Raw genomic sequence first — 21,416 nt, 5'->3', positions numbered from 1 at the left:
ATGAGTATCTCGAACAAGGAACAGGGTGATCACAAAGCAGCGCTGCTACCCAGGGCGCGGGATATCGATGCGCTGGTACGCGCTGAACACATCGACCCATTTTCCATTCTCGGTCCCCACGGCGATGGTGCCGGCGGGCAGTTTATCCGGGCTTATCTTCCGGACGCCCTGAGTGTCCAGGTGGTGGACAAAGCGACCGGCGACGAGCTTGGCGACCTTGAGCACACACAGACGCCGGGGTTGTTTGTCGGGCATTTCGAGCGGGCTCAGCCTTACCTGCTGCGTACACGCTGGGCGGGTGGCGAGCAACTGGCCGAAGACCCTTACAGCTTCGGCGCGTTGCTGGGCGAAATGGATTTGTACCTGTTTGCCGAGGGCAATCACCGCGATCTGAGTGCCTGCCTCGGTGCGCAACTGAAGACGGTCGACGGCGTCGATGGCGTGCGTTTCGCCGTGTGGGCACCGAATGCCAGAAGGGTCTCGGTGGTCGGTGATTTCAACGTGTGGGATGGGCGTCGTCATCCGATGCGCCTGCGCCATCCCACCGGGGTCTGGGAATTGTTCATCCCGCGCCTGCAAGCGGGAGAGGCCTACAAGTACGAGATCCTTGGCGCCCATGGGATTCTGCCGCTGAAGGCCGACCCCGTGGCACTGGCAACGACCCTGCCGCCGGACACAGCGTCGAAAGTCGCTTCGCCGCTGCAAGTCGATTGGCAGGACCAGGACTGGATGATGTCCCGAGGTGATCGCCATCTCCCGAGCGCGCCCTTGTCGATCTATGAACTGCACGCCGGATCGTGGCAATGCGAACTGGATGATCTGGGCGAAGTGGCCCGCCAGTACACCTGGCCGGAACTGGCCGAGCGCTTGATTCCGTACGTCAAGGAACTGGGTTTCACCCACATTGAACTGATGCCGATCATGGAGCACCCGTTCGGTGGCTCCTGGGGTTATCAACTGCTGGCGCAATTCGCCCCGAGTGCGCGCTACGGCACGCCGGATGAATTCGCGGCGTTCGTCAACGCCTGTCACGTGGCGGGGCTCGGCGTGATCCTCGACTGGGTGCCGGCGCATTTCCCCACCGACACCCATGGTCTGGCGCAGTTCGACGGCACCGCACTCTATGAATACGGCAACCCCCAGGAAGGTTTTCATCAGGACTGGGACACGCTGATCTACAACCTTGGCCGCACCGAAGTGCACGGCTACATGCTGGCGTCGGCGCTGCACTGGCTCAAGCATTTCCATGTCGACGGCCTGCGGGTCGATGCCGTGGCGTCGATGCTGTACCGCGACTATTCGCGCAAGGCCGGTGAGTGGGTGCCGAACCGTCATGGCGGCCGGGAAAACCTGGAAGCCATCGACTTCCTGCGTCATCTCAACGACGTCGTCGCCCTGGAAGCGCCGGGTGCCTTGGTGATTGCCGAGGAGTCCACCGCGTGGCCGGGCGTGAGCCAGAGCACGCAGCAGGGCGGTTTGGGCTTTGCCTATAAATGGAACATGGGCTGGATGCACGATTCGCTGCATTACATCCAGCAAGACCCGGTGTACCGCGCGCATCACCACAATGAACTGAGTTTCGGCCTCGTCTACGCCTGGTCCGAGCGCTTCATCCTGCCGATTTCCCATGACGAAGTGGTGCACGGCAAACACTCGCTGATCGACAAGATGCCCGGCGACCGCTGGCAGAAATTCGCCAACCTGCGGGCCTACCTGAGTTTCATGTGGACCCATCCGGGCAAGAAGCTGTTGTTCATGGGCTGCGAGTTCGGCCAGTGGCGCGAGTGGAACCACGATCAGCAACTGGATTGGTATCTGTTGCAATACCCCGAGCACCAAGGCGTGCAGAAACTGGTCGCCGACCTCAATCGCCTGTACCGGGAAGAGCCGGCGCTGCACGAGCAGGATGACGTGCCGCAGGGTTTCCAGTGGCTGATCGGCGACGATGCGATCAACAGCGTCTATGCGTGGTTGCGCTGGAGCAAGGAGGGCGAGCCGATCCTGGTGGTGGCTAACTTCACACCGGTGCCTCGTGAAGCCTATCGCGTAGGCGTGCCGTTTGCCGGGCGCTGGAAGGAATTGATGAACAGCGATTCAGCGACCTATGCCGGGTCCAATTACGGCAATGAAGGCGGGGTTCTGGCCGAGGAGACGCCAAGCCATGGTCAGGCGTTGTCGCTGGCCCTGAATTTGCCGCCGTTGGCGGTGTTGATTCTGCGGCCGGGAGACTGATCCGAAACCGCGTTGCGTTCATCGCGAGCAGCTCGCTCCTGCAGGGTTTGGTGTGAAGCCTGCAGGCGCGAGCTTGCTCGCGATAACGTCAGCCAGGCCAATACACGCCTCACCAGCGCATCCGCACACCCAGGCTGCCGATCAACCCGTTCAGATCATTGTCATCCACGTCACTGCTGTAATCGGCGCTGACGTACAGGCTCACCGCCGGAGTCACCCTGGCGACCAGGCCCAGGCCCAGTTCGACGGTTGACGACTTGCGGCTGCTGCTGATCTTGTCGACTTCATCGAGTGTCACCGTGTTGCCGGTGTACACCGTGTGCCACAAGTTGGTCCGCACGTAGGGTTCGACGGGCAGACCGCTGATGTCGTAACTACCTTTCAAACGCGCACCGACCCGGCCGCTCCAGGACGTCACGTCAGTGGATGAAGCGTTGCCCGAGCCCGCGTAGGGCGTGTCCAGCGTGATGCGCTGATTGATCAACTGCGCCTGGGGTTCAATCACCCAGTTGTCACCCAGACCGATCGGGAAACCGCCTTCGACCGACAGCGTCACTGCGCTGCCTTCGGTGGCCTGGCGGGCACCTTGTTCATTGCGGCTGAAACCGTTGACCCGGCCTCCGCTGGCCGTCAAGTCGACGTGCCAGCCTTGAGGCCCGGTCAAGCTCCAATAGGCGCCCAGGCTCTGGCCTTGAAGGTTGAGCATGTCGCTGGCGGGATCGGACAGTGCGGCGGGTGTTCGCACGCCGCTGCCATTGAACTGAATCTGGTGTGTGCCACCCACCAGTCCCACACGCTGGGTATGCCCGCTGGTGCTTTGCAGGGTCAGGATCGCCGGGCCCTTGAGGTCACTGGCGCCATGGCCGGCAGAGTCCAGCGACAGGTAGTCGGTTTGCGCCTGGCGTGAAGCCTGGCCATAGAGTTGGTCCCAGGCCGAAGGCGCGGCGTCTTCGACGGTCAGTTTCGAACTTCGCAGGTCGGGACGGGCGCTGAACTGGTGAGGGTAGGTGGTTGCAAGGGTAGACAGGCTGAGCGTCGGGATTTCTTGCTGGTACCACGGGAGGGTGTCTTCTTCGGCAGGGTCGGCCTGCACTTCCATGGACGAACACAGCAGGAGTGAACTCGAGACAGTGCAAAAAGTGACTTTGATCTCTTTTGGGGTGAGGGTGGTTTTCATGGAGGTCTACCTTGCAATCGCATGCTGGATCTCGCTTATGGCGTCTCTCCTACCCCGAGTGAGGGGCGACCGAATGGATTAGGGCACGCCATAAGCTGCCCGTTTTTACGGGCGCCGATGGCTTGTCCTGATGTTACTTCCGGGGTAGTAACGTGAAGTCAAGAAGACCCAACCCGCTGCGTCAAGAAAATGGCCGATAAGCGGTATTGGTATTTCAGGTCATTTAAGTGCCTGATTTACGGCGCGTCTCTAAGCTCTTGTTTGTTAGATGAAACGTCAAAAAAACTGCGTGCTAGAGCCTTTTTCGCGATGGACAGCGGGCCCTCACGCCTGGGTTGCCGTTTGTTCACCGTGGCTGGCTGCTGTCGATAATGCTGGAGTCGCCGATGGGGTATCGACATCACGAAACACAGGTGCGCTACGCCGCATTGAATTCAAAGATGCACTTCCACCGCCAACGGCAAATGATCGGACAGATGCGTCCAGGGTTTATTCCCGAGGATTCGCGGCTTATGACTGTTGGCGTTGCGCAGGTAGATGCGGTCCAGGCGCAGCAAGGGAAAACGCGCGGGGTAAGTCTTGGCGGGTCGCCCGTGGTGGCGCTCGAAGGCTTCGTGCAGGTAATCGTGGCGGGCGAGGGTGGCGTTGCCCTGTAGCTGCCAGTCATTGAAATCGCCGGCGACGATCACCGGCGCATCCTCAGGCAGGGATTCGAGCAATTGGCAGAGCAACTGCAATTGCAGTTGGCGATGACTTTCGAGCAGGCTCAGGTGCACACAAATCGCATGCACTTCGGCATGGCCGGGGACATCCAGCACGCAATGCAGCAGGCCGCGACGTTCGGGGCCGGTGATGGACACGTCGAGATTGCGGTATTCGCGGATCGGGTACTTCGACAGCAGGGCATTGCCATGATGGCCGTTGGGGTACACGGCGTTGCGGCCATAGGCAAAGTCGCTCCACATGCTGTCGGCGAGGAACTCGTATTGAGAGGTTTGCGGCCAGTCGCTGAAGCGTGAGGAGTGACGCTCGTGTTCACCGACAACTTCCTGCAGAAACACCAGATCCGCCGATGTGCTGCGCACCGCTTCACGCAGCTCCGGCAGAATGAAGCGCCGGTTGAGCGCGGTAAAACCCTTGTGGGTATTGACCGTCAGCACGCACAGCCGATGAATCGCGGCGGGGGGATCCAACGGCGACGATTCCGTTGCCTGCTGCTTCGGATGACTGGCCACGTTGGCTCCTCTGACTCAGGGCTGCTTATGCATGCGACTGATGCGATGACGGGCAGTTCAGTTTTCCAGCGTCCAAAACACGGGCTCAGATGAAGACGACTTCATAGGGTAAGCGCATGCGTTCGAGCAACACGCGCGGCAGCATGGGGGCAAGGCCGAGGGCGGGCTCGCCTTCGAGCTGGCTGGCGTATGCGTGGGTGGCGTGGCTTTTGCGGGCGACGGTCCAGGTGTCGAGACGCACCTTTCGCGCTCGATGCCATGGAATGTGTTCTCGATCCCGTGCCGGCCAGTGCCAGGCGCGAACGGGAACTTCGTTGAATGACGCGCCGATGCTGGCAGCGGCTTTTGCACTGGCGCGACCCACAGTGTCGTGGTCGACGTTGCCGTCTTCGCGCCAGGTGCTGAACACCACATCGCCGGGGCGCAAATAACGGGCTATGAACTGACTGATCTGTTCTTCGCGCTCAACCAGGGCGTTGTCGGTGAAACCGCCGCGGATCCACTTCAGGCTATGCATCGGCAACCCCAACCGCCGCAGGGCTTCGACGCTTTCCTGTGGGCGAAAAACGCTGAGGCGTTTTTCCGACCATTGCTGAGACCCCGGATGGCTGGCGCTGCCGTCCGTGATCGAGATCAATTGCAGGGGATGCCCCAGTTGGCTGAGCAGTTGCAGCAGGCCGCCGCACGTCACGACTTCATCACCGGGGTGCGGGGCAATGAACACGGCGCGCGCACCGGCAGGCACCAGGGACTGGGTATTGATGACCGGGATGTTGTCCAGCTGTGCCGCGCTGTTCCAGATCTGGGCGGCTGCGGCGGTTTCGAGGATAGATACGGATTTCATGAGGTTACGTCCTTGTTCTGCTTGGCCTTCAGTCATGCGCGGTGCTTGTTCAACTCCTGCCCGTCAGACCCGTGAAGGCTGGTTGATGACCTGTACGGCATTCCCGATCCTGGATTGCCGCGTCACCGAGTATTGTCCATGAATGGCTATTCGTCGCGTCGCGAAACCCTCTGAGACGTCATTTTCCCGGACCTCCGGTCACTTTTATTCTTCTTCCTCACGCTGAAGTTCAAACAACAGCAGCGACCGTCCGGTGATCGAATATTCATGACCGAATTCAAAGCGCTCCTGGCCGCGAACCGACGGTTGGTTGGTGTCGATCATGCAAGTCCAGAAACCGCCGTCAGGCACTTCCGGCAACCGGAAGTTGACGATGTCGTGATGGGCGTTGACCACCAGCATCAATGTGGCGTCGACGCCTTTGCGACGAATCCCGGTTTCCTGGGCGCGCCCGTCGAGCAGCATGCCCAGGCAGCGATTGTGCGCATCGTGCCAGTGCTCGGTGTTCATTTCAGTGCCGTCCGGCGCCAGCCAGGTCACGTCCTTGACGCCGATGTCCTCGTTGTAATTACCCACCAGAAAGCGCCCGCGGCGCAGGATCGGATAAGTCTGGCGTAACTTGATCAGGCGTTTGACGAACTTGAGCAATGCCTTGCCGTCTTCGCTCAGGTCCCAGTTGACCCAGCCGATCTCGCTGTCCTGGCAATAGGCATTGTTGTTGCCGTCCTGGGTGCGCGCGAACTCATCGCCGGCCACCAGCATCGGCGTGCCTTGGGCGAGCAGTAGGGTGGCGAAGAAGTTGCGCATTTGCCGGTGACGCAGGGCGTTGATTTCGGGGTCGTCGGTCGGGCCTTCGACGCCGTGGTTCCACGACAGATTGTTGTTGCTGCCGTCCTGATTGTCCTCGTCGTTGGCTTCGTTGTGCTTGTCGTTGTACGACACCAGGTCGTTGAGGGTGAAACCGTCATGGGCGGTAATGAAGTTGACGGATGAATAGGGCCGCCGTCCACGCTGGTTGAACATTTCGCCAGAGGCGGTCATGCGGCTGGCGAAGTCCGCCAGTTGCCCGTCATCGCCTTTCCAGAACGCGCGGACGGTGTCGCGGAATTTGTCGTTCCATTCAACCCAGCCCGGTGGAAATCCGCCGACCTGATAGCCGCCGGGGCCGCAGTCCCAGGGTTCTGCAATCAATTTGACCTGGCGCAGCACCGGGTCCTGGCGGCAGGCCACGAGGAAGCTGTGGCGTTCGTCGAACCCATCGTGGTAGCGCCCGAGGATGGTCGCCAGATCAAAACGGAAACCGTCCACGTGCATTTCCGTGGCCCAGTAACGCAGGGAGTCGGTGACCATTTGCAGCACGCAAGGGTGACTGAGGTCCAGGGTGTTGCCGGTGCCGGAATCGTTGATGTAGAAGCGTTTGTCGTCGGGCATCAAGCGGTAGTACGACGCGTTGTCGATGCCGCGCATGGACAGGGTCGGGCCTTGCTCGTTGCCCTCGGCGGTGTGGTTGTAGACCACGTCGAGGATCACTTCCAGATTGGCCTCGTGCAGGTGCGCGACCATTTCCTTGAATTCGGCGATCTTGCCACTGGCCAGGTAGCGCGGATCGGGGGCGAAGAAGGCGATGCTGTTGTAGCCCCAGTAATTGGTCATGCCTTTGTGCAGCAGGTGCTGGTCATTGACGAAGGCGTGAATCGGCAACAACTCTACGCTCGACACCCCGAGCTTGCGAATGTGCTCCACCACGTCATCGACCATCAACCCGGCAAACGTGCCGCGTACGTTCTCGGGGACGCTCGGATGACGCATGGTGAAACCGCGGACATGGGTTTCATAGATGATCGTTTTGTCCCACGGCACGCTGACGCGATGGTCGTGGCCCCAAGTGTGCGCCGGGTCGATCACCTTGCATTTGGGCACGAAGGGCGCGCTGTCGCGATCGTCGAAACTGAGGTCGGCGTCGGGGTGGCCGATGGTGTAGCCGAACAGCGCTTCAGACCATTTAAGTTTGCCGACCAGTTGCTTGGCGTAAGGATCGATCAGCAATTTGTTGTGATTGAAACGATGGCCGTTCGCCGGGTCGTAGGGGCCATAGACCCGGTAGCCGTAGATGAGCCCCGGGTGGGCGTCAGGCAGGTAGCCGTGGTAGATCTCGTCGGTGTATTCCGGGAGTTCGATGCGTTCGAGTTCGACTTCGCCGGTGTCGTCGAACAGACACAATTCCACCTTGGTGGCGTGGGCGGAAAACAACGCGAAGTTGACCCCCAGGCCATCCCAGGTCGCACCCAGCGGAAAGGGCAAACCCTCGCGGATTCGCGTGGCCTCGGCATGGGGAGCGGGTGCGGTGGCTTTCTTGGGGCTGGTCATAAAATCTCCGGCAAACGTTTAACCTGTAGGCGCGAGCTTGCTCGCGATGGTGTGTCAGCCTGCGCAGGTGCTGAATGTTGAACCGCTATCGCGAGCAGGCTCGCTCCTACAGGTTTTTTCGGACGAGCGTAACCACGGTGGCGAGCGGGCCCGCCACGGCGTCATTCAGGAACAACGCTGTGTCAATCAGACCGCGGGCGGTTTTCGCGCAGCCCGGGGCTTTTTCTCGGCGGCTTTTTCCCCCGGCGGGATCACTTTTGATGCCGCCACAGGTTTGGCCTTGGCTTTTGGTGCGGCGCCGTTCAGCGCTTTGCCATCGGTGAGCTTGCCGTCGCCGGTTTTCTTTACGGCGGGTTTGCTGCCGGTGGCTTTGGGGGATTTGCTCGGGGCCAGGGCTTCGGCTTCGGCCAGCTTGCGGGCCATCTCCCAGTGGCGGGTTTCCTGACCTTCGGGTTTTCCTTCTGATTCCCAGATCTGATAAGCGAATTCGCGGATGCGTTTATCGTCGGTACTCATCGCAATGCTCCTGAACTGAACTTAAGTGTGGGTCTTTTGAATAATGAGATTGACCGGGAAATCCCCCAGCGCGGCGCTGATCATCAGCTCTCTGTGTTTTGTGACTGCGACGCTCGAAAAAAGTCCCTTCAGATTTTCCTCAGGCTCAGCGAATGGCAAGTTGACGCGTGTATCGCCCCACAGCGGCGCGTCGATCTGTGGTTCGGCACTGTTTTCCAGCAGTGGCGCGCAACGAATCGGCACAATCACGATGGCGCGTGTTCCTTCGTGTTCACGCACAAACGCCAGTACGCGATGGGCCTGGCTGCCCAGCACTTCCAAGGCCTGATAAGTGCCTCGGCGAAACAGCGGCGCCTGTTCGGCACGCAGGCTCAACGTGCGCGCAATCAAGGCCTGCTTGATGCGCCCGTCACGCCAGTTCGCCCGCAGCTCGGGCAGGTCAACCGTTTGCTGCAGCGCCTGTTGGCGGCGGGTGTAATCGACCGGTTGGCGGTTATCCGGATCGACCAGGCTGAAGTCCCAGAAGTCATTGCCCTGATAAAGGTCCGGCACCCCAGGCACTGTCATGCGCAGCAAAGTTTGCGCCAAACCGTTGAGGGCGCCGGGCGTGGCGATTGATTGGACAGCCTTTTCGAGGGCGGTGCGCAGCGGTTCACCTTCCGGGCTCAGCAGCAGGTGCTGGAGAAAGTCTTCGGTCGCTTGTTCATAGGCGTCGTTGGGCGCACTCCAGCTACTTTGCAGCTTGGCTTCACGCAGCGCTTTGCGTTGCCATTGCCACAGGCGCTTGCCATAGGCTTGCAGCGCCGCGTGGTCGTCAGCCCGCAATTCCAACGGCCAGCTCCCAAGAATGGCTTGATACAGAATCAACTCATCGCCCGCCGATGGCATTTGATCGTCGTTGCGTAGCGGGCGGGCGAGGGCGCGCCACACGCCAATCTGATCGGCATACCACTCGCTGCGTTCGCTCAACACGGCCAAGCGTGCGCGGGTGTCTTCACCGCGTTTATGATCATGTGTGGCAGTGGCCAGCAAATTGTCGGGAAAGGTTTGGCGGCGCTCGATGCAGGCCAGATGAAAGGCTTCGACTGGCGCACTGAACTGCTCGGTGCTGAAGCCCACGTCATTGCGCGACAGCAGCACCGCCGAACGATAGAGCGCCGTGTCTTCCACCGCTTTTGCTGCGGCAGGTGAAGTCAGTTGCTGAAAGCGTACGCAGGCGTGCTTGAGGCGTTTGCGCTCGCGCCCGGCGGGGCGTCGCCGCCAAGACTCTCCCCCGAGCCAGCCCGCCAGGCAATCGAGCACCGGCCAGTCGCCTTCGCCAAGGGTTGCCCGGGCACCGTCCATGGCTTGGCGGAAAAACACCTCATCCTGCCCGGAGCGACCCTCAGCGCTGATGTAGGTGCGGTACACCGGGAAATGCACGATCAACGCCTGCAACGCCCGGCGAATCGCACCGAGGGTCAGGTCGCGGGTCATGAGGTTGTCCCGGGCCACTTGCAGCAAGGCCTGGGCGACACTTTCAAAGTCACTGGCGAGGGAGCCGTTGAGGATTTGCTGTCGCGCCAGCAGAGCCTCCTGAGCAAAATCGGCGGGACGTTCACTGTCACGCTGCCAAAGCCCGGCGAGCGTCTGTTCGCCGAGTGGATCGTGTTGCAACAGCGAGAGTTGGTTCATGAACTCGTAACCGGTGGTGCCATCCACCGACCAGTCGCGGTGCAGGGTTTCACCTTCGCCAAGGATCTTTTCGACGTAGATGGGCAAGTGCCGGCCCGCCGATAAACTGTCGACCCGTCGACGCAGCTTTCGGCAATAACCCCGAGGGTCGGCGAGGCCGTCGATATGGTCGATGCGCAGCCCGTCGATCAGCCCTTCAGCCACCAGCTGGAAGATTTTCGCGTGGGTCGCTTCGAACACCGCCGGACGTTCAACACGCAGGCCACCCAGTTCGTTGATGTCGAAAAAACGCCGCCAGTTGATGTCATCGGCGGCGGTGCGCCAACTGGCCAGGCGATAGCTCTGGCGTTCCAGCAGGTTGTGCAGGCGCTGGAAACCCTCGGCAGTCTGGGTGTCGTAGCGCTTGAGGTGCTCTTCGAGGGTGCGGGCAATCAGCGGGTCGCTGGCCAAATCCCGCAGCTCGGCTTTCAGAGGGATCGCCAGACTGTGTGCATCGGTCTGGTAACTCAGGCTGCTGAATCGGTCGGCAAGGGCCTTGAGCTGTTCGGCCTGCGGTGCCTCGAGCGGCGCATCGGTCTTGAGCAATTCACCGTAATCGCTGGGGCAAATCGGAAACCGGTGGTCGTAGTGTTCAACATGGAACGCACCGTGCCAGGCGTCGAAGCGTATCGGCAGGGTTCCGTCCTGCAGGGCAACGCCGTAATCGCTGCCAAGGAACGGCAGGAGCAATTGGCCATCCATCAGCGGATCGGGTGAGTGCCACTGGATATCGAAGAACTCGCCGTAGGGGCTCAGCCGTCCCCATTCCAACAGGTCCAGCCACCAGGGGTTATCTGCGCCGCCCACCGCCATATGGTTGGAGACGATGTCGAGGATCAGCCCCATGTTGTGTTCGCGCAAGGCACTGACCAGGCGCCGCAGCGCCACTTCACCGCCCAGTTCCGGATTGACCCGGGTCGGGTCCACCACGTCATAACCATGCATTGAACCCGAGCGAGCGCGCAGCAGAGGCGAGGCGTAGACATGGCTGATGCCCAAACGGGCGAAATACGGCACTAGCGGCACTGCATCGTCAAGCGTGAAGCCTTTGTGAAATTGCAGCCGCAGGGTGGCGCGAAGCGTCGGGGTCAGCGTTTTTGTCATCGATCACGCTCGGCGGCTTGCAGGCGCGCGCAGGCGAGCAGCTCCAGGCGCCGGGCAGCGTCCGGGCCGTCGAGCAGGGCTTCGCTATAGCCGGCAAGCCGTCGCGACCAGTTGGGGTGCGCATCAATGGTGCCGGGCAGGTTGGCCTGTTGCTCGACGCCCAGCGCATCTTCCAGCGGCAGCAGCACCAGCGGCGCACGGGTGTGGCCGAGGAAACGCACGCTGGCATCGAGGATCTGATCGGTCTCGTGCGACTCTTCCCGAAAATTCTGCGGGTCCTGGCTCAAGGCCCGGCGCAGCCCTTCGCGCTCGCGCTCGCGGTGTTGGCGCCATTCAATTTCACCACTGGCATCGACCATGCCGAGCCGTGCATTCCAGTCGATGTCGCGACCATGCCACCAGCCGTTGAGCGTCGGCAGGTCGTGGGTGCTGGTGGTCGCCAAGGCGTTGTCCGGCCAGTCGAGAATCGGTTTGAAGTGGGTGTTGTCTTGCTCGAACAACAACACGCGCATGCCGAGCATCGAGCGGGCGATGAGTTTTTCCCGCAGTCCTTCCGGCACGGTGCCGAGGTCTTCACCCAGCACGATGGCCTGATGACGATGGGATTCGAGGGTCAACAGACGCAGCAAGTCGTCCACCGGGTAATAGAGGTAGGCACCGTCGGCGGGCGGCGAGCCGTTGGGAATGACCCACAGGCGTTGCAGGCCCATGACGTGGTCAATGCGCAAGCCACCGGCATGGGCGAAGTTGGCCCGCAGCATTTCGATGAACGCGCGGAAGCCATTGCGCATCAGGCCTTCCGGGGAGAACGCGGAAATCCCCCAGCCCTGACCGTTGCGGTTGAGAATGTCCGGCGGTGCACCGACGGTCAGTGAGGCGAGCAGTTCGTCCTGGCGACTCCAGGCCTGGCTGCCGGCACCGTCGGCGCCGACCGCCAGATCGGTGATCAAGCCAATGTTCATGCCGCTGCTGCGGGCGGCGGCTTGGGCTCGCTCCAGGCAGCGGGTGATCAACCATTGGCAGAATGCAAAAAAACCGATGCGGCCGGCGTTTTCTTCGGCAAATTCGGCCAACGCGGCGCTGCGTGGATTGCGCCACTGCGCGGGCCATTGACGCCAGTCGAGGTTTTCACCCCGGGCGGCACGCGCTTCTTGAATGGCTTCGAAGCGGCAATGGTTTTCCAGGGCTTCGCCACCGGCATGGCGGAAACTGCTGAAGTCGGCGTGCAACGGGTGCTCGCCCTGAACGAAACCTTCGTACAGCGCCTGCAATATCCGGTGTTTGGCCTCGGCGGCGGTCGGCCAGTCGATCAGCGGGCGGTCTTCCAGCGCCTTCAACTGATCGGCCAGGCCGGTGGCATCGATGGCGGTGCGCAAAGCGCGCTCACCCAGAATCGCTCCGGGTGCGCAGTAGAGGCTATTGAGAAATAAACGGCTGGACGGTGAATAAGGGCTGTAGCGTTGGGTGTCACTGGAGAACATCGCGTGCAGCGGACTGATTGCCAGCGCATCTGCACCGCGTTCGCCGGCCACTCGGGCAAGGTCTTCCAGCGCCTGGGTGTCGCCGAAACCGCCATCGCCCTGTCGACGCAAGCTATAGAGTTGCACGCCCAGGCCCCAGGCCCGCGGGATCGGGCTGTCGACCGCGTCGGCCACGCTGTAGCAACAGGCCGGGGCCACCGCGAGGGTAAAGGTTTGGCCATCGATGCTGACATGCTGATAGCCAACAGGGACAAGCCCCGGCAACACCGCGTCCGCATCCAGTTTCAGGTTGAGGCGCGAACCGTCTTCGAGATGGATTTCGCAAGGGGTCTGAGGTGCAAAGTAACGCGCCAGATTCAGCCCGACACCGACGTCGGCGGTGATCAAGGGCGGCAGGTGCGAGGCCTGTTGCGCCGCTTGCAGTTCCAGCAGGCTGGCGTCGATTTCCTGAGCGCTGCCGGCGGGGTGTCCGAGGCCGGTCAGTACGTTACGCAGTACCGAGGGCGCGACTTTTTGTGCGCGGCCATTGGCATCGATCCAATCGACCGCGAGGCCGGCCCGGCTGGCCAGGATTTCCAGTTGCGCATCACTCATGGACGCTCTCCGTAAGGGGTAGCAAAGGGGCTGCGGCCGAAAGGCTGACGAGCGCGCAATGGGGGGCAAGGGTGCCTTGATCCAGCAAGGTGGCGGATCGGGGCGGATGTTCGAACAATAGCTCAGCGCTGGCTTGTGGGGCGTGGAACACGGGTTTTTCGCCGAGGTTCAGGTCAATGCGCAACAAGCTGCCATCGCCCAGGCGCCAGGACGCACTGACTGCGCCATCGCCCAATACTTTGGCGTCCAGCGCCTGAGTGCCGGACAGGCGCGGGGTGATGTGTCGATGGCGGATCTGCAACAGCTCGCGATACAGGTCGTACATCGCGCTATCAACGGTCGTTGGCATCACCGGGCGGGAGGCCTCGAAGGTTTGTGGCGCATTGGGATCGGGAATACGCTCGCGCTGCTGCGGATCGGCGAACGCGCTGAGCGCGGCGAATTCGTTGCGACGTCCTTCGCGTACGAGCTTCGCCAACTCGCCGTTGTGGCTGGTGAAAAACAGGAAGGGTTGCTCGACTGCGTATTCATCGCCCATGAAGAACAGCGGAATCATCGGCGATAACAGCAACAACACCGTGGCTGCCCGCAACGCCTGCGGATGGGCCAGTTGATGCAGGCGTTCGCCGAATGCGCGGTTACCGATCTGATCGTGGTTCTGCAAAAACAGAATGAACGCACTGGGCGGCAGGTGTGCGCTGGGCTCGCCACGCGGTACACCCTGACGGTTGAGGTGGCCCTGGAACACAAAACCCTGGGTCAGGCAGCGCGCCAGCTGTTCGGTAGGGTTGTGTGCATAGTCAGCGTAGTAGGCGTCGGTTTCTCCGGTCAGCAAGACGTGCAAGGCGTTGTGCCCGTCGTCGTTCCATTGTGCGTCGTAACCTTGCTCCAGCAGGCTGGACTCGTTGTGCTCGTTTTCCAGCATCAACCAGATATGGCGCGCAGGATCGGTCTGCTGTCGTATCCGTTGCGCCAGTTCCTGAAGCACGTTCGGGTCATCGATGGCGTGCACGGCGTCCAGGCGCAAACCGTCGAAACGGTACACCTGCAACCACATCAACGCATTTTCGATAAAGAAGTCCCGCACCTCACGACGACGGAAATCAATGGCTGCGCCCCAGGGCGTGTGCTTGTCGTCGCGGAAAAAGGCCTTGGCGTAGTGATGCAAGTAGTTGCCATCCGGCCCGAAGTGGTTGTAGACCACGTCGAGAATCACCGCCAGACCATGACCATGGGCGCTGTCGATCAAGTGCTTGAGTTGCTCCGGCGAACCATACGAGGCCTGAGGTGCAAAGGGCAGGACGCCGTCGTAGCCCCAATTGCGCTCGCCGGGGAACTGCGCCACGGGCATCAGTTCGATCGCGGTGACACCCAGTTCAACCAGCCGCGCCAGATGCTGCTCGACGGCCTCGAAGCCGCCGAGCGCACCGACGTGCAACTCGTAGATCACGGCCTCGTTCAACGGTCGCCCGCGCCATCCCGCGTGTCGCCACTGATAAACCAGCGGATCGACCACCACGCTGTGGCGGTCAACATCGCCCGCCTGGGCGCGGGAGGCCGGGTCGGGCACCTCCAGCTCACCATCGATGCAGAAGCGGTAACGCGTCCCCGCCGGGCATCGGGTGTTGATCACGAACCAGCCGTCGGCCTGAGGCAGCAACGGCAAGGACTGTCCATTTTCCAGTTCGACACTGACGTAAAACGCATCTGGCGCCCACAACGCAAACTGCGTGTGGTTTGTGTCCAGCATGATCGCGCCGTGGGGCCAGGTCTCAAGGGTCCGAAACGGCATTTTTCCTGGCCTCTTACTGTTTGTTCGATTTCCCCAACGCTTTAGCCACAAGCTGTTCGTAGAGTTCGGCGTAGGGTTCGACCGCTTTGCACCAGTTGAACGGCGCCGCCATTGCCCGGCAGCGCATGGCGTTCAGCAGGTCCGGGAAGGCAAACACCTTGAACGCCCGGCTCAACGCCTCTTGATAACTAGCCACCGTGGATTCGTCGAACAGGAACCCGGTCACGCCGTTTTCGATGGTGTCGGCCAGGCCACCGGTATTGCGCGCCACCGGCAATGAGCCGAAGCGCTGGGCGTACATCTGGCTCAGGCCGCAAGGTTCGTAGCGGGATGGCATCAGCAGGAAATCGCTGCCGGCGAACATGCGGCGGGCATCGGTTTCGTTGAAACCGATGCGCACACCGATCTGCCCAGGGAAGCGCAGGGCCAGTTCACGCATGGCCTGCTCCTCTTCCGGCTCGCCGCGGCCGATGATCGCGATTTGCCCGCCGTTTTTGACGATGTACTCGGACACCGCTTCGGTGAGGTCCAGGCCTTTCTGGTAAACCAGTCGCGACACCACGGCGAACAGCGGGCCCTGGGAGTCTTCCAGACCAAACAACTCACGCACGTGGGCGGCATTCATGGCTTTGCCTTCCCATTCGCCAATGCCGAACGGGCAGAACAGGTGTGGATCGGTGGCGGAATCCCAGCTCTCATCGATGCCGTTGGGAATACCGCTCAGCAAACCTTGCTGGGTCTTGGCGGCGAGGAAACCGTCGAGACCGCAGCCGAAATCCGGGGTGGTGATTTCCTGTGCGTAGGTCGCGCTGACCGTGGTGATGTGGCTCGAATAGGCCATGCCGGCCTTGAGGAACGACATCTTGCCGTAGAACTCCATGCCTTCCTGTTGCAGCGCGTGGTGCGGGATGCCCAGTTCGGGGCACGATCCCAGACTGGTCACGCCCTGATACGCCAGGTTATGGATGGTGAACAGCGTCGGGGTGCGTTGTCCGCGCCAGTGCATATAGGCAGGGGCCAGGCCAGCCGGCCAGTCATGGGCATGCACCAGGTCCGGGCACCAGTGAATTTGCGCCAGGTTGGCGGCGATATCGGCAGCGGCCAGGCCCAGACGGGCGAAGCGGATATGGTTATCCGGCCAGTCGCGGCCGTTGTTGGCGCCGTAGGGAGAACCTTCGCGCTCGTAGAGTTCGGGGCAGATCAACACGTAAATGACCAGACCGTCGGGCATGTCCATGCGCCCGACCTTGCACGGTGGCAGCGCCGCGTGACCACCCAGCTCACCGATGACATGAATCGGGTTTTCGCTGTTCAGCACCTGCGGATAACCGGGAATCAACACCCGCACATCGTGCAGATGGGCCAAGGCGCGCGGCAGTGCGGCGGACACGTCGCCCAGGCCACCGGTCTTCACCAGATCGGCAATTTCCGAGGTGACGAACAGGACTTTCTTGCGGTTGGGGTTCTGGCTGACCACCGGCGCCAACGTCTTGGTGACGGGGACGTTGATCGGTTGAGTATTGGCGGCAGTAACGGCGCTCGATTCGCCAACCTGATGAGGACGCTCTCCCTGTATCTCCAAAGCCGTACTGATCATATGAATCTCCCGTGTTGTTGATCTAATTTTTAGGTCTGGCAAACGGTGTTCCATGGCCAATTCCCGTGGCCGGGCGCGAACGCGCTACGCATCAGTGAGCAAGCGCTGCCCAATGCGTTGAAGCAAAAGGGGTGAATGAGCCATTGCAAAGATTGCACCAGTCGCAACGCACCTTCTTTTCAGATGACCGATCGGGAATGGTAAAAGTTTCGACTTTTTTTCCGCTTTGTGACCGACCGGTCTTATCTTGAGAAAATGAGTCTAGGCCAGAACTTAGAGCGTCAGAGGGCTGATGGCAAAATTGTTCGACAATCGGTTTAAGGCGGTACGAACGTGCCTGATCACGGTGCGGACGCCCCGACGAAGTGCAGCTTTTTTTGCGTTTCGGCCTCAAAAAGTCACCGTGCAGTCACATAAATGTGCGACATGATTTTGCGGTAATGCACTGTAATGGTGCGTCTCGTGCGAGTCCCGCATTTGGCCGAACCACTGCCTTACTCCCCACCTTGGTGCCTTGTATAGTTCGGGCCTCATTTTTGCCCGCAAAAGGATCATTGGCATGTCTCAGTACACTGCGTTCAACGTCGAGCTGGTTGATAAAATCGCCCATGTGCAGATCAACCGTCCGGAGAAGATCAACGCGATGAACGCTGCGTTCTGGAGCGAGATCGTCGAGATTTTCCAATGGATCGACGACACCGATGAAGTGCGCGTGGTGGTCCTCAGCGGGGCGGGCAAGCATTTTTCGTCGGGTATCGACCTGATGATGCTGGCCGGTGTGGCCAACGAGCTCGGCAAGGACGTAGGGCGCAACGCACGCCTGCTGCGGCGCAAGATCCTCAACCTGCAAGCCTCGTTCAATGCCGTCGATAACTGCCGCAAACCGGTGCTCGCGGCGATTCAGGGTTATTGCCTGGGCGGTGCAATCGATCTGATTGCCGCCTGCGACATGCGTTATGCCGCAGAGGACGCCCAATTCTCGATCAAGGAAATCGACATCGGCATGGCCGCCGACGTCGGGACGCTGCAACGCTTGCCGCGAATCATCGGGGACGGCATGCTGCGTGAATTGGCTTACACGGGGCGCACCTTCGGTGCCGACGAAGCGCGGGACATGGGCCTGGTCAATCGCGTCTACAGCGACGCCGCCAGCCTGCTCGACGGTGTCATGGGCATTGCCCACACAATCGCCGCCAAGTCGCCGATAGCCGTCACCGGCACCAAGGAAATGATCAGCTACATGCGCGATCACCGCATCGATGACGGCCTCGAATACGTCGCTACCTGGAACGCCGCCATGCTGCAATCCACCGATTTGCGCGTGGCCATGGCCGCCCATATGAGCAAACAGAAACCTGAATTCCTGGATTGATTGACCATGATCGCTCGCTGGACCACCGCAGTACTGGACACTGACCAACCCGGCGGCTGGGCCGTCGCACGCAGCCCCGAAGGCTTTCTGTTCGACGACAATGGCGCGTTGTTCCCGCGGGAATGGCTCAAGCGTCAGGACCTGTCGATTCTGGCGGAGCACGGTATCGGTCATCTGGATGGCGAGCCGGTCTACCTGCTGGAACTGCGCAGCCACAGCGAAGTGCCGGGCTGCAACTGGAAAGGTTTGCGGGCGTTCATGCTCGACGGCGATCACACGGTTTATAAAGTGCTGGGTTACGCCGCGCAGATCGGCACCTGGGCTCGCGAGCATCGTTTCTGCGGCAATTGCGGGCAGGCCATGTCGCAAGTGCCGCGGGAGCGGGCGATGTATTGTCAGCCATGTGATTTGCGCAGTTATCCACGCATTTCGCCGAGCATGATCGTGCTGGTCACCCGTGGCGATGAAATCCTGCTGGCGCGTTCACCGCGTTTCGTCACGGGGGTCTACAGCACACTGGCGGGGTTTGCCGAGCCGGGTGAGTCGGCCGAGGATTGCCTGATCCGCGAGGTTCGCGAGGAGGTGAGCATCGAGGTCAAGAACATCCAATACCTGGGCAGCCAGTGCTGGCCGTTTCCGCACTCGATGATGCTCGGCTTCCATGCCGAATACGCCGGGGGCGAGATCGTCTGTCAGGAAGACGAAATCGAAGATGCCCAGTGGTTCAACGTACATGCGCTGCCGCCGTTGCCGGCGTCACGCTCGATTGCCCGTTACCTGATCGACGTCTATGTGGCGCGGCGCTTAGGCCACGCTGAACCAGTGCTGCCAGGCTAAACGGACGGTCAGGGCCAGCACCACGGTGATGAACACCGGGCGGATGAACTTCGCGCCGCCACTGATGGCGGTGCGGGCGCCGAAGAATGCGCCGACCATTAGCGACGAGCCCATGCACAGGCCGATGATCCAGTCCACCTGACCGGAAAAGATGAACACCGACAGCGCCGCCGCGTTGCTGACGAAGTTCATGCTGCGCGCCACGCCGCTGGCCTTCACCAGGTCGATGGGGTAGAGCAGCAGGCTGCTCACGGTCCAGAACGCGCCCGTGCCCGGACCGGCCACGCCGTCATAGAAGCCGAGGCTGAAGCCTTGGGTCGATTGCCACTTTTTCTTGATCGGTGCGTTGCTGTCCAGCGGCGCCTTGGGTGTGCCGCCAAACAACAGATAAACGCCACAGGCGAAGACGATCACCGGGAGCATCTTGTTCAGCCATTCCGCCGGCAGGTAATGCGCGACGATGGCGCCGAGCAGTGCTCCCACCAAGGTACCGACAATGGCGTGAACCCATTGCGCAGGATGGAACAGCTTGCGGCGGTAGAAGGTGAAACTGGCGATGGCCGAGCCGAAGGTCGAACTGAGCTTGTTGGTGCCCAGCACCAGATGCGGTGGCAGGCCGGCCGTCAGCAGCGCCGGGGTCGTCAGCAGACCGCCACCACCGGCGATGGCATCGATGAAACCGGCAACAAAAGCGACAAGGGCCAGAATGGCCAGGGTGGAGAGGTCAACACTGAGTTCGAAAGGCATGGGATCGGCTTATTCGGCGGGTGCAGAAAAGGCTGCAGGGAAGGGCCGACATATTACCCGCCTGCCCAACACAAAACCAATGTGTGGTCAGACACAAATGCCCGTCACACCCAGCAACCCTGTAGGAGCGAGCTTGCTCGCGATGAGGCCGGTGCATCCAAAAGAAGTTCCGCCAGACACACCGCCATCGCGAGCAGGCTCGCTCCTACAGGTGATTGTGGTTGAACACAAATGCCCGGAACGCCGAGTTACCTTGTGCTCGCGATGGCGGCATTACAGACAGTAACAAGACCCAACCCCATCGATGGTGTAAGCTCTCGGGTTCTTCGGATTCGACCCTTTGCGAGCCCTATGCCGTTGCTTTTCAAACGCTCCCTGCTGCCAAAATTGCGCAGTTTTCCGCTGGCTGCCGATGCCGTCAGCATCCTTTCCGGCGCTGCCGAGTTTCGTCGTTGCCTGCTGGAAAAAATCGCCAGTGCCACACAGCGTATTTACATCGTTGCGCTGTACCTGCAACAAGACGAAGCCGGCCAGGAAATTCTCGATGCGTTGCACGCCGCCAAAGCGGCGCGGCCGGAACTGGACGTGGTGGTGGTCGTCGACTGGCTGCGCGCCCAGCGTGGCCTGATCGGTGCCGGCAAGCAGCCGGGCAACTCGGCCTGGTATCAGGAAATGACCCGCACCCACGCCAGCGTTGTGCCGGTGTACGGGGTTCCGGTGCAGACCCGCGAGCTGTTCGGCGTGTTGCACCTCAAGGGTTTTGTCATCGATGACTGCGTGATCTACAGCGGCGCGAGCCTGAACAACGTTTATCTGCACAAATTCGACAAATACCGCTACGACCGTTATCACCTGATCCAGAGCCGTGAACTGGCGGATTCGATGCATCACCTGGTTCAACACGGTCTGGTGGCCTCCAAAGCGGTGCATCGCCTCGACCTGCCGAACCTGCCGACCACCCGCAGCCTGCGCAATGACATCGGCGACCTGCGCAGCCGCCTCAAGCACGCGGCCTACGACACCACGGCAGGCACTACGATCAAGACGGGTCTGACGGTCAGCCCGTTGCTTGGCGTCGGCAAGAACAACCCGCTGAGCCGGGTGATTTGCGAGCTCATCGCCAGTGCCCAGCATCAACTGACCATCTGCACGCCGTACTTCAACCTGCCCTTGGCCGTGACCCGGGAAATCAATCGGGCATTGGGGCGAGGTGTGAAGATCGACATCGTGGTCGGCGACAAGACCGCCAACGATTTCTATATTCCGCCGAGCGAGCCGTTCAAGGTGATCGCTGCGCTGCCGTACCTGTACGAGATCAGCCTGCGCCGGTTTGCCAAGCGCCATCAGCGCAACATCGACAGTGGTCAGTTGAACCTGCACCTGTGGCACGATGGCGACAACACCTATCACCTCAAAGGCATGTGGGTCGATCAGCGCTACACCTTGCTGACCGGCAACAACCTCAACCCGCGAGCGTTTCGCCTCGACCTGGAAAACGCCTTGCTGATCGATGATCCGCAAAGCCAGTTGCTGGGGCCTCGACACAATGAGCTGGCCGAAATCTTCCAGCACACCCGACGCATTGAACGCCACCAGGACCTGGAAACCCTCGCCGAATACCCGGCGGGCGTGGCCAAGTTCCTCAAGCGCGTCAGCCGTGTGCGCATCGAGCGTTTGCTCTACCGCATCCTGTAACGCTTGGCCCCAATCCCTTATGGGAGCGACCACGTTCACTCCCATAAGGGATCTGCGTTGACTGGGTGGTTTCAGCTAATATGCCCACCACTCAAAACAACAGGGCTTGCTTC

Annotated in this window: 14 protein-coding genes; 4 read left to right on the top strand and 10 right to left on the bottom strand. The window is 61.0% G+C overall.

The genetic code is table 11. The features are described from left to right. Entirely contained in the window at positions 1-2,232 is a 2,232-nt protein-coding gene (gene glgB / locus QYH43_RS04395) for a 1,4-alpha-glucan branching protein GlgB (RefSeq protein ID WP_301156499.1), read from the top strand. A gap of 109 nt (positions 2,233-2,341) precedes the next feature. Here glgB and QYH43_RS04390 read toward each other — a convergent pair whose 3' ends face one another. From QYH43_RS04390 to glgA, 9 genes are all read right to left on the bottom strand, one after another. Then, complete coding sequence (locus QYH43_RS04390; RefSeq protein ID WP_301156498.1) at positions 2,342-3,409, bottom strand: autotransporter outer membrane beta-barrel domain-containing protein; 1,068 nt, start codon at positions 3,407-3,409, stop codon at positions 2,342-2,344. Between the two features lie 434 nt (positions 3,410-3,843). Further along, positions 3,844-4,644: an endonuclease/exonuclease/phosphatase family protein gene (locus QYH43_RS04385; RefSeq protein ID WP_301156497.1), complete on the bottom strand. Its 801-nt coding sequence runs from the start codon at positions 4,642-4,644 to the stop codon at positions 3,844-3,846. 85 nt (positions 4,645-4,729) lie between these two features. Further along, complete coding sequence (locus QYH43_RS04380; protein WP_095060160.1) at positions 4,730-5,488, bottom strand: PIG-L deacetylase family protein; 759 nt, start codon at positions 5,486-5,488, stop codon at positions 4,730-4,732. Positions 5,489-5,692: 204 nt separating this feature from the next. Then, a complete protein-coding gene (gene glgX, locus QYH43_RS04375) occupies positions 5,693-7,855 on the bottom strand; it encodes a glycogen debranching protein GlgX (RefSeq protein ID WP_301156496.1) in 2,163 nt (720 codons plus the stop codon). 186 nt (positions 7,856-8,041) lie between these two features. Beyond that, positions 8,042-8,371, bottom strand: coding sequence for a DUF2934 domain-containing protein (locus QYH43_RS04370; RefSeq protein ID WP_095060120.1), 330 nt, complete (start codon positions 8,369-8,371; stop codon positions 8,042-8,044). A gap of 21 nt (positions 8,372-8,392) precedes the next feature. Further along, a complete protein-coding gene (locus QYH43_RS04365; RefSeq protein WP_301156493.1) occupies positions 8,393-11,188 on the bottom strand; it encodes a malto-oligosyltrehalose synthase in 2,796 nt (931 codons plus the stop codon). Next, positions 11,185-13,263, bottom strand: coding sequence for a 4-alpha-glucanotransferase (gene malQ / locus QYH43_RS04360; RefSeq protein ID WP_301156492.1), 2,079 nt, complete (start codon positions 13,261-13,263; stop codon positions 11,185-11,187). Before malQ ends, QYH43_RS04365 begins: the two co-directional genes overlap by 4 nt. Continuing rightward, on the bottom strand, positions 13,256-15,055 hold the full coding sequence (gene treZ, locus QYH43_RS04355; RefSeq protein WP_301156490.1) for a malto-oligosyltrehalose trehalohydrolase: 1,800 nt from the start codon (positions 15,053-15,055) through the stop codon (positions 13,256-13,258). The genes malQ and treZ overlap by 8 nt, the downstream gene beginning before the upstream one ends. A gap of 13 nt (positions 15,056-15,068) precedes the next feature. Beyond that, positions 15,069-16,652: a glycogen synthase GlgA gene (gene glgA, locus QYH43_RS04350; RefSeq protein ID WP_301156488.1), complete on the bottom strand. Its 1,584-nt coding sequence runs from the start codon at positions 16,650-16,652 to the stop codon at positions 15,069-15,071. 559 nt (positions 16,653-17,211) lie between these two features. On the opposite strand from glgA, the gene QYH43_RS04345 reads away from it, so the two are divergent. Then, positions 17,212-18,024, top strand: a complete 813-nt coding sequence (locus tag QYH43_RS04345) for a crotonase/enoyl-CoA hydratase family protein (protein WP_301156485.1) — start codon at positions 17,212-17,214, stop codon at positions 18,022-18,024. Between the two features lie 6 nt (positions 18,025-18,030). Further along, on the top strand, positions 18,031-18,861 hold the full coding sequence (gene nudC / locus QYH43_RS04340) for an NAD(+) diphosphatase (RefSeq protein WP_095060108.1): 831 nt from the start codon (positions 18,031-18,033) through the stop codon (positions 18,859-18,861). Here the strand turns inward: nudC and QYH43_RS04335 are convergent. Next, entirely contained in the window at positions 18,829-19,608 is a 780-nt protein-coding gene (locus QYH43_RS04335; protein WP_095060106.1) for a TSUP family transporter, read from the bottom strand. The genes nudC and QYH43_RS04335 overlap by 33 nt on opposite strands. A 351-nt stretch (positions 19,609-19,959) precedes the next feature. Between QYH43_RS04335 and pssA the strand changes: the two genes are divergently transcribed. Continuing rightward, entirely contained in the window at positions 19,960-21,303 is a 1,344-nt protein-coding gene (pssA, locus tag QYH43_RS04330) for a CDP-diacylglycerol--serine O-phosphatidyltransferase (protein WP_301156482.1), read from the top strand. Positions 21,304-21,416: the final 113 nt, after the last annotated feature.

Origin of the sequence: Pseudomonas sp. C32, from assembly GCF_030417915.1 — a bacterium.
Classification (GTDB): domain Bacteria; phylum Pseudomonadota; class Gammaproteobacteria; order Pseudomonadales; family Pseudomonadaceae; genus Aquipseudomonas.
The sequence above is the reverse complement of the archived record's forward strand: the minus strand, read 5'-3'. Positions and strand labels throughout refer to the sequence as shown.

Coding starts and splice junctions, on each gene's coding strand:
- glgB (WP_301156499.1), top strand. CDS start 1: ATGAGTATCTCGAACAAGGAACAGGGTGATCACAAAGCAGCGCTGCTA.
- QYH43_RS04390 (WP_301156498.1), bottom strand. CDS start 3,409: ATGAAAACCACCCTCACCCCAAAAGAGATCAAAGTCACTTTTTGCACT.
- QYH43_RS04380 (WP_095060160.1), bottom strand. CDS start 5,488: ATGAAATCCGTATCTATCCTCGAAACCGCCGCAGCCGCCCAGATCTGG.
- glgX (WP_301156496.1), bottom strand. CDS start 7,855: ATGACCAGCCCCAAGAAAGCCACCGCACCCGCTCCCCATGCCGAGGCC.
- QYH43_RS04370 (WP_095060120.1), bottom strand. CDS start 8,371: ATGAGTACCGACGATAAACGCATCCGCGAATTCGCTTATCAGATCTGG.
- QYH43_RS04365 (WP_301156493.1), bottom strand. CDS start 11,188: ATGACAAAAACGCTGACCCCGACGCTTCGCGCCACCCTGCGGCTGCAA.
- malQ (WP_301156492.1), bottom strand. CDS start 13,263: ATGAGTGATGCGCAACTGGAAATCCTGGCCAGCCGGGCCGGCCTCGCG.
- treZ (WP_301156490.1), bottom strand. CDS start 15,055: ATGCCGTTTCGGACCCTTGAGACCTGGCCCCACGGCGCGATCATGCTG.
- glgA (WP_301156488.1), bottom strand. CDS start 16,652: ATGATCAGTACGGCTTTGGAGATACAGGGAGAGCGTCCTCATCAGGTT.
- QYH43_RS04345 (WP_301156485.1), top strand. CDS start 17,212: ATGTCTCAGTACACTGCGTTCAACGTCGAGCTGGTTGATAAAATCGCC.
- nudC (WP_095060108.1), top strand. CDS start 18,031: ATGATCGCTCGCTGGACCACCGCAGTACTGGACACTGACCAACCCGGC.
- QYH43_RS04335 (WP_095060106.1), bottom strand. CDS start 19,608: ATGCCTTTCGAACTCAGTGTTGACCTCTCCACCCTGGCCATTCTGGCC.
- pssA (WP_301156482.1), top strand. CDS start 19,960: ATGCCGTTGCTTTTCAAACGCTCCCTGCTGCCAAAATTGCGCAGTTTT.